Origin of the sequence: Mesorhizobium sp. 131-3-5, from assembly GCF_016756575.1 — a bacterium.
GTDB classification, from domain to species: Bacteria; Pseudomonadota; Alphaproteobacteria; order Rhizobiales; family Rhizobiaceae; genus Mesorhizobium; species Mesorhizobium jarvisii.
Genome location: NZ_AP023254.1, coordinates 5,421,614 through 5,434,750, shown reverse-complemented (window position 1 = coordinate 5,434,750; position 13,137 = coordinate 5,421,614). Strand labels below are relative to the sequence as shown.

The 13,137-nt window shown below is 63.8% G+C and carries 7 protein-coding genes; all 7 read left to right on the top strand.

The window, feature by feature from the left end; all coding sequences use genetic code 11:
* Nucleotides 1-15 precede the first annotated feature (15 nt).
* Complete coding sequence (locus JG747_RS26735) at nucleotides 16-2,484, top strand: glycogen/starch/alpha-glucan phosphorylase (protein WP_027046634.1); 2,469 nt, start codon at nucleotides 16-18, stop codon at nucleotides 2,482-2,484.
* Nucleotides 2,485-2,590: 106 nt separating this feature from the next.
* On the top strand, nucleotides 2,591-4,810 hold the full coding sequence (gene glgB, locus JG747_RS26730; protein ID WP_019857059.1) for a 1,4-alpha-glucan branching protein GlgB: 2,220 nt from the start codon (nucleotides 2,591-2,593) through the stop codon (nucleotides 4,808-4,810).
* 34 nt (nucleotides 4,811-4,844) lie between these two features.
* Nucleotides 4,845-6,110 (top strand): glucose-1-phosphate adenylyltransferase, encoded by a 1,266-nt coding sequence (gene glgC, locus JG747_RS26725; protein ID WP_019857060.1) that lies wholly within the window; start codon nucleotides 4,845-4,847, stop codon nucleotides 6,108-6,110.
* 83 nt (nucleotides 6,111-6,193) lie between these two features.
* Nucleotides 6,194-7,639: a glycogen synthase GlgA gene (gene glgA / locus JG747_RS26720; protein WP_202360378.1), complete on the top strand. Its 1,446-nt coding sequence runs from the start codon at nucleotides 6,194-6,196 to the stop codon at nucleotides 7,637-7,639.
* Between the two features lie 3 nt (nucleotides 7,640-7,642).
* Complete coding sequence (locus JG747_RS26715; protein ID WP_202360377.1) at nucleotides 7,643-9,271, top strand: alpha-D-glucose phosphate-specific phosphoglucomutase; 1,629 nt, start codon at nucleotides 7,643-7,645, stop codon at nucleotides 9,269-9,271.
* A 172-nt stretch (nucleotides 9,272-9,443) separates the two neighbouring features.
* Nucleotides 9,444-11,441, top strand: a complete 1,998-nt coding sequence (gene glgX, locus JG747_RS26710; RefSeq protein WP_202360376.1) for a glycogen debranching protein GlgX — start codon at nucleotides 9,444-9,446, stop codon at nucleotides 11,439-11,441.
* On the top strand, nucleotides 11,441-13,087 hold the full coding sequence (gene bglA / locus JG747_RS26705; RefSeq protein WP_202360375.1) for a beta-galactosidase BglA: 1,647 nt from the start codon (nucleotides 11,441-11,443) through the stop codon (nucleotides 13,085-13,087). Before glgX ends, bglA begins: the two co-directional genes overlap by 1 nt.
* The last annotated feature ends 50 nt before the right edge of the window (nucleotides 13,088-13,137 follow it).

Below are 13,137 nucleotides of genomic sequence, written 5' to 3'. Positions count from 1 at the left end.
CGCACGAGAGGCAGCATGACGCGCGCAATGACATCCGAAACCCTTCCGCCACTGCTCGAAAATCCTGATCCGAAGACGCTCGCAAGGGAAGTCTTGGTGGCCCTCAAATACCGGGTCGGCAAGGACACCACCGTCGCGACCCAGTACGACTGGCTGACGGCCTCGATCAAGGTCGTGCGTGACCGCATCGTCGATCGCTGGATGCAGGCAACCAAAGAGGCCTATGACCAGCAGGAAAAGCGCGTCTACTACTTGTCGCTGGAGTTCCTCATCGGCCGCCTGATGCGCGACGCCTTCTCCAATCTTGGCCTGATGGCCAATATGCGCGAGGCGCTGTCGTCGCTCGGCGTCGACCTCGATCTCATCGCGGCGCTGGAACCCGACGCGGCGCTCGGCAATGGCGGCCTTGGCCGGCTTGCCGCCTGCTTCATGGAAAGCATGGCGACCGTCGACATTCCCGCGCATGGCTACGGCATCCGCTACGCCAATGGCATGTTCCGCCAGGAGATTCACGACGGCTGGCAGGTGGAACTGCCCGAGACCTGGCTCGATCACGGCAACCCCTGGGAGTTCGAACGGCGCGAACGCTCCTTCGAAGTCGGCTTCGGCGGTTCGGTGGAGTCCATCACGTCAAAGGACGGCCGGCTCGAGCGTCACGTCTGGAAGCCGACGGAACATGTCCTGGCTGTCGCCTACGACACGCCTGTCGTCGGCTGGCGGGGTAACCGCGTCAACACGCTGCGGCTGTGGTCGGGCATGCCGGTCGATCCGATCCTGCTCGACAAGTTCAATGCCGGCGACCACATCGGCGCGCTCGCCGAAAGCAACAAGGCGGACGCGTTGTCGCGCGTGCTTTACCCCGCAGATTCCCACGTGGCCGGGCAGGAGCTCAGGTTGCGGCAGGAGTATTTCTTTTCGACCGCTTCGCTGCAGGACATTTTGCAACGCCATCTCAGCCAGTATGGCGACCTGAAGTCGCTGCCCGACAAGGCGGCGATCCACTTGAACGATACCCATCCGGCGATTGCCGTGCCGGAGCTGATGCGGCTGTTGATGGATGTCCACGGCATGGACTTCGATCTCGCATGGGACATCACCAAACGCACCTTCGGCTACACCAACCACACGCTTCTTCCCGAAGCGCTGGAAAGCTGGCCGGTGCCGCTGTTCGAGCGGCTCTTGCCGCGCCATATGCAGATCGTCTACGCCATCAATGCGCAGGTGCTTCTGGAGGCTCGCGCCACCGACCAGTTCTCGGATGATCAGATCAGCCGCATTTCGCTGATCCAGGAAAATGGCGACCGCCGCGTGCGCATGGGCAATCTGGCCTTTGTCGGCTCGCATTCGATCAACGGTGTCTCGGCACTGCATACCGAGCTGATGAAGGAAACGGTGTTTGCCGACCTGCACAAGCTCTATCCCGATCGCATCAACAACAAGACCAACGGCATCACGCCGCGGCGCTGGCTGATCCAGTGCAACCCCGGCCTGACCTCTCTCGCCCGCGAGGCGATCGGTGACCGTTTTCTCGACGACATCGACGCCATCAAAGGGCTCGACGGCTTTGCCGATGACAGCGCGTTCCGGGAGAAGTTCGCGGGCGTCAAGCGCCAGAACAAGGCGCGGCTGGCCAATCTCGTCGCCGACCGGCTCGGCATCAAGGTCGACCCGTCGGCGCTGTTCGACATCCAGGTCAAGCGCATCCACGAATACAAGCGCCAGCTTCTGAACATCCTCGAGGCGATCGCGCTCTACGACCAGATCCGCTCGCATCCCGAGCGCGACTGGATGCCGCGCGTAAAATTCTTCGGCGGCAAGGCGGCGCCCAGCTACCACAACGCCAAGCTGATCATCAAACTCGCCAATGACGTCGCCAGGGTCATCAACCGTGACCCGGCGGTGCGCGGCTTGCTGAAGGTGGTGTTCGTGCCGAACTACAATGTCAGCCTCGCCGAAGTCATGATGCCGGCGGCCGACCTGTCCGAGCAGATCTCGACCGCGGGCATGGAAGCGTCGGGTACCGGCAACATGAAGTTCGCGCTCAACGGCGCGCTGACCATCGGCACGCTCGACGGCGCCAATGTCGAGATCAAGGAATGTGTCGGCGACGACAACATCTTCATCTTCGGCCTGACCACGGCCGAAGTCGCCGAGCGGCGCAACAATGGCTACAACCCGCGTGCCGTGATCGAGGGCTCGCCCGAACTGTCGCAGGCGGTCTCGGCCGTTTCCTCGGGCGTCTTTTCGCCTGATGACCCGGACCGTTACCGCGACCTCATCAACGGCCTCTACACCAGCGACTGGTTCATGGTCGCCGCCGATTTCGACGCCTACGCCGCCGCCCAGCGTGATGTCGACGCTGTCTGGCGCAACAGCCCGGACTGGTATGCCAGAGCAATCCGCAACGTCGCGCGCGTCGGCTGGTTCTCGTCCGATCGCACCATCCGCCAATACGCGAAAGAAATCTGGAACGTGCCTGCCTGATGTGATTGCATGAGGCCACGAACAATGTGGTCCCGGTGATTTGGGTTGAATGCCAACTCACATCACCAGAAATAGACACCTGGTGCCCTGGGAGGGACACTGCCTGATGAGGAAGCCACGCGTGACCGCTGCGACAAGCGGGCCGGACGGACTGGCGCCAGCCAGCGATGTTGCGGCGATTGTCGCCGGCACGCACGGAGATCCGTTCGCGGTCCTCGGTGTCCATGAGGTCGGCAAAGGCCTGTTTGCCCGTTGTTTCGTTCCGCATGCCGAGACCGTCACTGCCTATACGCTGACGGGCATCGAGGCCGGTGCGTTGTCTAGGCGAGACGATGCCGGCTTCTTCGAAGGCAAGCTGTCGATCAGGAAGCGGCAGCCGCTGCGCTATCACGCGCGTAATGCCGGCGGTGACTGGTGGCTGACCGATCCTTATTCGTTCGGCCCGGTGCTCGGGCCGATGGACGATTACTATATCGCCGAAGGGTCGCATCTCAGGCTGTTCGACAAGCTTGGCGCGCACGTCATCAAGCACGAAGGCGCCACCGGCGTGCATTTCGCCGTCTGGGCTCCCAACGCAAGACGCGTCTCGGTGGTCGGCGATTTCAACGACTGGGACGGCCGCCGCCACACGATGCGCGATCGCCGCGACACCGGCATATGGGAGGTGTTCATCCCCGACATAGGTGCCGGGCGACCCTACAAATACGAGATCATTGGACCCGATGGCGTCAGGCTGCCGCTGAAGGCCGATCCGTTTGCGTTCAAATCCGAACTGCGTCCCGCCACGGCTTCGGTTGTCGCCGTGCCGCCGGCGCATGAGTGGGGCGACGAGGCGCATCGCAACTACTGGCGCAATGCCGATCCCCGGCGCGAAGCCGTCTCGATCTACGAAGTCCACGCTGGGTCTTGGCAGCTTCACGACGACGGCACGTTTCTGTCATGGGACGAAATGGCCGACCGGCTGATCCCCTATGTGGTCGAGACCGGCTTCACCCACATCGAGTTCATGCCGATTTCCGAGCATCCCTATGACCCGTCCTGGGGCTATCAGACGACCGGCCTCTATGCGCCGTCGGCCCGTTTCGGCGATCCGGACGGCTTTGCCCGTTTCGTCGATGGCGCGCATCGCGCCGGCGTCGGCGTCATCCTCGACTGGGTGCCGGCGCACTTCCCGGTCGACGCGCACGGCCTGGCTCATTTCGACGGCACCGCACTCTATGAACATGCCGATCCGCGCAAGGGTTTTCACCCCGACTGGAACACCGCGATCTACAATTTCGGCCGCCGCGAAGTGGTGTCGTTCCTGGTCAACAATGCGCTGTTCTGGGCCGAGAAATACCATGTCGACGGTCTGCGCGTCGATGCGGTCGCCTCGATGCTCTACCTCGACTATTCGCGCAAGGCCGGCGAGTGGATCCCCAACGAGAAGGGCGGCCGCGAGAACCTCGAGGCGGTCTCTTTCCTGCAGAAGATGAACAAGGAGGTCTACGGCCACCATCCCGGCGTCATGACCATCGCCGAGGAATCGACCTCATGGCCGAAGGTTTCGGCGCCGGTGCATGAAGGCGGGCTGGGTTTCGGCTTCAAGTGGAACATGGGCTTCATGCATGACACGCTGGAGTATTTCTCCAAGGAGCCGATTTTCCGCAAGCACCACCACAACGACCTGACGTTCGGCCTGACCTACGCCTTCTCGGAGAATTTCGTGCTGCCGCTCTCGCATGACGAGGTCGTGCACGGCAAAGGCACGCTGCTGGGCAAGATGGCCGGCGACGACTGGCAGAAATTCGCGACCTTGCGCGCCTATTACGGCTTCATGTGGGGCTATCCCGGCAAGAAGCTCTTGTTCATGGGACAGGAATTCGCGCAGCGCCGCGAATGGAGCGAGGCGCGCGCGCTCGACTGGAACCTGCTCGATTTCCGCCCGCATCGCGGCGTCTGGCAGACCGTGCGCGATCTCAACTATCTCTATCGGTCGCGCCCGGCGCTGCACGGCCGCGACTGCGAACCGGAAGGGTTTTCCTGGCTGATCGTCGACGACAGCCAGAATTCGGTTTTCGCTTGGGTGCGCAACGCGCCGGGCGGCAGCCCGGTGGCCGTCATCTCCAACTTCACGCCGGTGCCGCGCGACAATTATCGTGTGCCGCTGCCAAAGGCCGGCAAGTGGCGGGAGATCATCAACACCGACGCATCCGAATATGGCGGTTCCGGCATGGGCAATGGCGGCATGGTCGAGGCAAGGGCGGAAGGCAAGAACATCTCGGCAACGATGCTTCTGCCGCCGCTGTCGACAATCATGCTCGAACTCGTGACCGAGGCGGACTAACAGGGCGAGACTTGAGTAACTTGGGAGGGTAGAAATGGCAGACTTGAAACGGACCCAGCCGCTGGCGCGCGATGCCATGGCCTATGTACTGGCCGGCGGCCGTGGCAGCCGCCTCAAGGAACTGACCGACCGTCGCGCCAAGCCGGCGGTCTATTTCGGCGGCAAGACGCGCATCATCGATTTCGCGCTCTCCAATGCGCTCAATTCCGGCATTCGCCGCCTTGGCGTCGCCACGCAGTACAAGGCACATTCGCTGATCCGCCACCTGCAACGCGGCTGGAACTTCCTGCGGCCGGAACGAAACGAAAGCTTCGACATCCTGCCGGCCAGCCAGCGCGTCTCGGAAACGCAGTGGTATGAAGGCACGGCCGACGCCGTCTACCAGAACATCGACATCATCGAGGCCTATGGCCCGGAATATATGGTCATTCTGGCCGGCGACCACATCTACAAGATGGACTACGAGATGATGCTGCGTCAGCATGTCGACGCCAATGCCGACGTCACCGTCGGCTGCCTCGAAGTGCCGCGCATGGAGGCGACAGGCTTTGGCGTCATGCATGTCGATGCCAAGGACAACATCATCGCCTTCGTCGAAAAGCCCGCCGATCCGCCCGGCATTCCGGGCAATCCGGACTTCGCCTTGGCCTCGATGGGCATCTATGTCTTCAGGACCAAGTTCCTGATGGAGCAGTTGCGCCGCGACGCCGCCGAGCCGGGCTCAAGCCGCGATTTCGGCAAGGACATCATCCCCTATATCGTCCAGCACGGTAAGGCGATCGCGCACCGTTTCACCAAATCCTGCGTGCGCTCGACCGCCGAGAACGAAGCCTATTGGCGCGATGTCGGAACGGTCGACGCCTATTGGGAAGCCAATATCGACCTGACCGATATCACGCCGGAGCTTGACCTTTACGACCGCGACTGGCCGATCTGGACGTATGCCGAGTTGAAACCGCCGGCAAAATTCGTCCATGACGAGGATGGCCGGCGCGGCTCGGCCGTTTCCTCGCTGGTCTCGGGCGATTGCATCGTCTCGGGCGCTTCACTGAAGAAAAGTCTGATCTTCACCGGCGCGCGCATCAATTCCTATTCGACGCTGGAAGAGGTCGTCATGCTGCCCGACGTTCATGTCGGCCGGAACGCAAAGTTGAAGCGCGTCGTCATTGACCATGGTGTTAGGATACCGGAGGGGTTGGTCGTCGGCGAGGATCCCGCGCTAGACGCAAAGCGCTTCCGCGTTTCGGAGAAGGGCATCTGCCTGATCACACAGGATATGATCAACAAACTCGGGCTCTAGAGCAATTCTGCGAAAAGTGCGAAACGGGTTTCCATCCGGGAATTGCCTGGAAACGAAGAATTGGACAGGATCGGGATAGACGCATGCAGGTTCTGTCGGTCACGCCCGAGATCTTTCCGCTGATCAAGACCGGCGGGCTTGCCGACGTGACCGGTGCGCTGCCCGTCGCGCTGGCGGCCAAGGGCGTGGCCATGCGCACGCTCATTCCAGGCTTTCCCGTGGTGATGGATGCCTTCAAGAAAAAGAAGGCTGTTTACCAATACCCGCTGCTGCAGGGCGGCAAGGCTTCGATCCATGCTGTCCAGATCGCCGGGCTCGACCTTTTCGTGCTCGACGCGCCGCATCTCTTCGACCGCCCGGGCGGTCCCTACGGCAACGCTTCGGGCGCCGACTGGCCGGACAATTGGCGGCGTTTTGCGGCACTGAGCCAGGCCGGCGCCGATATCGCCGGCGGCGCCATCTCGGGCTACTTGCCCGACATCGTCCATGCCCATGACTGGCAGTCGGCGATGACGCTGGCCTATATGCGCTACGGCAAGGCCGTCGGCACGCCGTCGATGATGACCGTCCACAATCTCGCCTTCCAGGGCCAGTTCGGCGCCGGCATCTTCGGCGAACTCGGCCTGCCGGCGGTGGCGATGGCGCTCGACGGCGTCGAATATTATGGTGGCGTCGGCTTCCTCAAGGCCGGCCTGCAGGCGGCCTGGGCGATCACCACGGTCAGCCCGACCTATGCGCAGGAGATCCGTTCGCCGGAATTCGGCATGGGTCTCGACGGCCTGATCAACATGCGCTCCAGCGATCTCTATGGCATCGTCAACGGCATCGACACCGCCATCTGGGATCCGGAGACGGACAAGCATCTGGTGTCGAACTATACGGCCGCAACGCTCAAGGCACGGGCGCCGAACAGGGCGGCCGTGGAGGAGCGTTTCGGCCTCGACCGCGACGACAGCCCGATCGTCTGCGTCATCAGCCGGCTGACCTGGCAGAAGGGCATGGACATATTGGCGACGGTGATCGACGGCCTCGTCGCGACCGGGGCGCGGCTGGCCATGCTGGGCTCGGGCGATGCCGGCCTCGAAGGCGCGCTGCTTGCCGCCGCCGCACGCCACCGTGGCCGCATCGGCGTGGTCATCGGCTATGACGAAGGGCTGTCGCACACCATGCAGGGCGGCTGCGATGCCATCATCATCCCGTCGCGCTTCGAACCTTGCGGACTGACGCAGCTCTACGGCCTGCGCTACGGCTGCGTGCCGGTGGTCGCCCGCACCGGCGGCCTTGCCGACACCATCATCGACGCCAACGAAGCGGCTATGGCCGCCGGCGTGGCGACAGGGTTCCAGTTTGCTCCCAACAATGGCAGCGCGATGCTGCACGCCATACGCCGCCTGGTCGATGCCTACGCCGACCCCGCGGCCTTCGAGACCATCCAGCGCCAAGGCATGAAGGCCGATGTGTCATGGCACAAGAGCGCGGAAAAATATCTTGAACTCTATCGCCTGCTGCTTTCGAAAAGGGTTGCCTGAAGCATGATACGGACCGTCCCCACCAAGCCCTATTCAGACCAGAAGCCCGGCACGTCGGGCCTGCGCAAGAAGGTGCCCGTGTTCCAGCAGGAGCACTATGCCGAGAACTTCATCCAGTCGATCTTCGACGCGCTGGACGGCTTCAAGGGCAAGACGCTGGTGATCGGTGGCGACGGCCGCTTCTACAACCGCGAGGTCATCCAGAAGGCCATCGCCATGGCGGCCGCCAACGGGTTCGGCAAGGTCATGGTCGGGCAGGGCGGTATATTGTCGACGCCGGCCGCCTCACATGTCATCCGCAAGTACAAGACCTTCGGCGGCATCATCCTGTCGGCCAGCCACAATCCCGGCGGCCCGCATGAGGATTTCGGCATCAAGTACAATGCCGGCAATGGCGGCCCGGCGCCGGAAAAGCTGACCGACGCGATCTTCGCCAAGACCAAGGCGATTTCGAGCTTCAAGACATCGGACATCGATCCGATCGACATCGATACAACAGGCACCGTCACTGCCGCCGGCATGACGGTCGAGATCATCGATCCTGTGGCCGATTATGCCGAGTTGATGGAAAGCCTGTTCGATTTCGACGCGCTGCGCAGACTGTTCAAATCGGGCTTCCGCATGCGCTTCGACGCCATGCATGCGGTGACCGGTCCCTATGCCAAGGAAATTCTCGAGAACCGGCTCGGCGCGCCCAGCGGCACCTGCCGCAACTTCAAGCCGCTGCCGGATTTCGGCGGCCATCATCCGGATCCGAACTTGGTGCACGCCAAGCATCTCTATGACGAGATGATGGGACCGGACGCGCCGGATTTTGGTGCCGCTTCCGACGGTGACGGCGACCGCAATCTGATCATCGGCAAGGGCATTTTCGTCACCCCGTCGGATTCGGTGGCGATGCTTGCCGCCAATGCCCGTCTGGCGCCCGGCTACAAGGACGGGCTGAAGGGCATCGCCCGTTCGATGCCGACCAGTGGCGCCGCCGACCGTGTCGCCGAAAAACTCGGCATCGGTATCTATGAGACGCCCACCGGCTGGAAGTTTTTCGGTAATCTGCTCGATGCCGGCATGGCGACGATCTGTGGCGAGGAGAGCGCCGGCACCGGCTCCAACCATGTGCGCGAAAAGGACGGGCTGTGGGCGGTGCTGTTGTGGCTCAATATCCTTGCCGCGCGCGGCGAGAGCTGCAAGCAGGTCGTCACCGAGCACTGGGCGGCCTATGGGCGCAACTACTATTCGCGCCACGACTATGAGGAGGTCGAGAGCGACCGCGCCAACGCTCTGGTCGACGAACTCAGGGCCAAGCTCGGCTCGCTGCCCGGCACCAGCGTGCGCGGCCTGAAGATTGCCAAGGCCGACGATTTCGCCTATCACGACCCGGTCGACGGTTCGACCAGCGAGCACCAGGGCATTAGGATCCTGTTCGAAGGCGGCTCGCGCGTCGTCTTCCGGCTTTCCGGCACTGGCACGTCCGGAGCGACACTGCGCGTCTACATCGAGCGCTACGAGCCGGACAAGGCCAGGCACGACCTCGACACGCAGGCAGCCCTTGCCGACCTCATCGCGGCCGCCGACGACATTGCCGGGATCAAGAGCCACACCGGCCGCAACAAGCCGAGCGTGATTACTTGAGGGTGGCGGTGCGCGCTCTTCCTTCTCCCCCTGTGGGAGAAGGTGGATCGGCGCGCAGCGCCGAGACGGATGAGGGGTGCGTGACGGATCGCCGTCTTTCCCAAGCTGGAGCACCCCTCATCCGTCGCCTTCGGCGACACCTTCTCCCACAAGGGGAGAAGGGGGAGCCTGCATGACCCAGCTCGGCGCAGCCGTCACCCGCGAAGGCATCCGCTTTGCCGCCTGGTCCTCGTCGGCCCGTCGCCTCTGGGTCTCGATCTTCGACGGGCAGGGAAACCGCGAACTCGACCGACTGGAGCTGCAGCCGGAAGGCGCGGGGGTGCATGCGCTCGTCGTTCCCGGCCTTGCCGCGGGCACGCGGTATGGCTTTCGCGCCGATGGCGACTATGCGCCCGAGCGCGGGTTGTGGTTCGACCCGGACAAGCTGCTCACCGATCCCTACGCCGTCGAAATCGACCGACCCTATGCCTATCACTGGCGGCTCGCCGCGCGGCGCAACGAGGGCGCCGACACCGCGCCGCTGATGCCCAAGACCGTGGCGAAAGCACTGCCCAAAGCGATGCCAGTGCTGACGCCGCTGTTCCGCCCAGGCGGCCTGATCTACGAGGTGCCGGTGCGCGCCTTCACGAAGCTGCATCCCGACATTCCGCAAGCGCAGCGCGGTACGATCGCGGCACTTGCTCATCCTGTCGTCATCGAGCATCTGCAAAGGCTCGGCGTGTCGGCCGTCGAACTGATGCCGGTGACGGCGTCGATCGACGAGCAGCACCTGCCGCCGCTGGGCCTGAGCAACGCCTGGGGCTACAATCCCGTTACCTTCATGGCGCTCGACCCGCGTCTCGCGCCCGGCGGCCTCAAGGAATTGCGCGACACCGTGGCGGCGCTGCGCAAGGCCGGCATCGGCACGATCCTCGACCTCGTCTTCAACCACACGGGCGAAAGCGACCGGCTGGGGCCGACGCTGTCGCTGCGCGGCCTCGACAACCAGGCCTACTATCGGCACCAACCGGATGGCAGGCTGGTCAATGACACCGGCACCGGCAACACCGTCGCCTGCGATCATCCGGCGGTGCGGGACATGGTGCTCGACACGCTCCGGCATTTTGTCTGCAATGCCGGCGTCGACGGCTTCCGCTTCGACCTGGCGCCGGTGCTGGGCCGCGTCGACGGCGTGTTCGATCCCGCGGCGCCCTTGCTCGCGGCGATCGCCGGCGATCCCATGCTGGCCGATCGCGTGTTGGTCGCCGAACCCTGGGATATCGGTCCTGACGGCTACCAGCTCGGCAACTTCCCGCCGCGCTTCCTCGAATGGAACGATCGCTATCGCGACGATGCCAGGCGCTTCTGGCGTGGCGATGCCGGCGCGGTAGGAGCGCTGGCGACGCGGCTTGCCGGTTCGTCCGATGTTTTTGGCAAGGCCGGCCAGCCGGCCAGCCGCACGGTCAATTTCATCGCCGCCCATGACGGCATGACGCTGGCCGATCTCGTCGCCTATGAGCGCAAGCACAACCAGGCCAATGGCGAGCAGAACCGCGACGGCCACAACGACAATCTGTCCTGGAACAATGGCGCCGAGGGCGAGACGGACAGCGCCGCGATCACCAAGGCGCGCTTCGACGACCAGTGCGCGCTGCTCGCGACGCTGTTTGCCTCGCGCGGCACCATCATGCTGACAGCGGGCGACGAGTTCGGCCGCTCGCAGAAGGGCAACAACAACGCCTATGCGCAGGACAATGCCATCACCTGGCTCGACTGGGCCGGCCGCGACCAGGCGCTGGAGCGCCACGCATCGGCGCTCGGCATCCTTCGCCGTACCGTCCCCGCTCTGTCGGACACGCATTTCCTGACGGGACAACCGGCCGATGCTTCCGGCATCCCCGATGTCGCCTGGCTGACCGAGACCGGCATGCTGCTTGCCGAGGCGGACTGGAACGACCCCGCCCGGCACCGCCTCGTCATGCTGTTGGGTGACGCAGGCGGCCGCCTTGCTATCATAATCAACGGCGATCGTCGGCAATGCGTCTTCACCTTGCCCGCGCGGGACGGCTTCCAATGGCAGCCGGCGATCGAGACGCAGGCGATCGACCTTGCACGGCCGCTGCCGGGCCGAAGCGTCCATTTCATGCTTGAGCGCGGTACTACAAAGAGCCGCGCCAGGAAGGGTTCGTGATGGCCGACAACAATGCCGACCCTTGGGCGGGGCAGGGGGCCGACTGGTGGCGCGGCTGCGTCATCTATCAGGTCTATCCGCGTTCCTTCCAGGACACGACCGGCGATGGCAGCGGCGATCTCAAGGGTATCACCACGCGGCTTGCCCACATCGCCTCGCTCGGCGTCGATGCCGTCTGGCTGTCGCCCTTCTTCAAGTCGCCGATGGCTGACATGGGCTACGACGTTTCGGATTATCGCGACGTCGATCCGATGTTCGGTTCGCTGGAGGATTTCGACGCTCTGGTCGCCGAGGCGCACCGGCTGGGCCTGAAAATCGTCATCGACCAGGTGCTGTCCCACTCATCCGACAAACACGAATGGTTCATCGAAAGCCGCGCCAGCCGCGACAACCCCAAGGCCGACTGGTACGTCTGGGCCGATACGAGACCCGACGGCAATGCCCCCAACAACTGGCTGTCCGTATTTGGCGGCCCGGCCTGGGAGTGGGATTCGACCCGCCGGCAATATTACATGCACAATTTCCTTGCCTCGCAGCCCGATCTGAATTTCCACAATCCGGAGGTCCAGGACGCGCTGCTGGACACGGTGCGCTTCTGGCTCGAGCGTGGCGTCGACGGTTTCCGGCTCGATACGGTCAACTATTATGTCCATGACCGCTGGCTGCGCAGCAATCCACCTCTGGCGTCGAGCGTCGCCGGCACCAATGGCGAGACCAACACCTACCTTTACCAGGAGCATTTGTTCGACAAGACGCAACCGGAGAACCTGGCTTTCCTCAGGCGTTTCCGCGCGCTGCTCGACGAATATCCAGACCGCGCCGCCGTCGGCGAAATCGGCGATGAGGGCCGCTCGCTGCAGACGCTGGCAGCCTACACCTCCGGCGGCGACAAGCTGCAGATGTCCTACACCTTCGACCTGCTCGGTCCGCAATTTTCGGCGGCGCACGTGCGCGGCTGTGTCGAGGCCTTCGAACATGCGGTTGCCGACGGCTGGGTCTGCTGGGCGTTTTCCAATCATGACGTGGTGCGCCATGTCAGTCGCTGGACAGGGCCGGATGGCGATGCCGACGCGGTGGCCAGATTCGCGATCATGCTGCTCGCCTGCCTGCGCGGTTCGATCTGCCTCTACCAGGGCGAGGAACTCGGCCTGGAGGAGGCGGAGCTTGTCTATGAGGATCTGCGCGATCCCGTCGGTATCCGTTTCTGGCCCGGTGTGAAGGGCAGGGATGGCTGTCGCACGCCGATGGTCTGGGATGCCGGCGCCGACAATGCGGGTTTCTCGACAGGAAAACCCTGGCTGCCGGTCCCAGCCAGCCATCGCGCCCGCGCCGCCGATGTGCAGAACGGCAACGAGCAATCGGTGCTGTCCGCCTACCGCTCCACGCTTGCCTTGCGCAGGCGGCATCCGGCGCTGGTCAGCGGTTCGATCCGCTTTCTCGACGCCGAAGGCGACGTGCTGGCCTTCATTCGGGAAGGCGGCGGGCAGAGACTGCTCTGCGTCTTCAATTTCGCTGGAGAGCCGGCGAATTGGCCCTTGCCACCGGATATTGGCGCTGTCGCTGCTGTCCTGGCTGGCACCGCTGCAGGCGAGGAGGAAGCGCTTTCGCTGCCGGCTCTCGGTTGCTTCCTTGGCCGGCTCGACTGACTGGCCGCTCGACCGCGCCTTGGCCAGGCGACCCGCTTGGCCACGAAAAC

Excerpts from the sequence above, each read along its gene's own strand:
- glgB (WP_019857059.1), top strand. The coding sequence starts at position 2,591 with ATGAGGAAGCCACGCGTGACCGCTGCGACAAGCGGGCCGGACGGACTG.
- glgC (WP_019857060.1), top strand. The coding sequence starts at position 4,845 with ATGGCAGACTTGAAACGGACCCAGCCGCTGGCGCGCGATGCCATGGCC.
- glgA (WP_202360378.1), top strand. The coding sequence starts at position 6,194 with ATGCAGGTTCTGTCGGTCACGCCCGAGATCTTTCCGCTGATCAAGACC.
- glgX (WP_202360376.1), top strand. The coding sequence starts at position 9,444 with ATGACCCAGCTCGGCGCAGCCGTCACCCGCGAAGGCATCCGCTTTGCC.
- JG747_RS26735 (WP_027046634.1), top strand. The coding sequence starts at position 16 with ATGACGCGCGCAATGACATCCGAAACCCTTCCGCCACTGCTCGAAAAT.
- JG747_RS26715 (WP_202360377.1), top strand. The coding sequence starts at position 7,643 with ATGATACGGACCGTCCCCACCAAGCCCTATTCAGACCAGAAGCCCGGC.
- bglA (WP_202360375.1), top strand. The coding sequence starts at position 11,441 with ATGGCCGACAACAATGCCGACCCTTGGGCGGGGCAGGGGGCCGACTGG.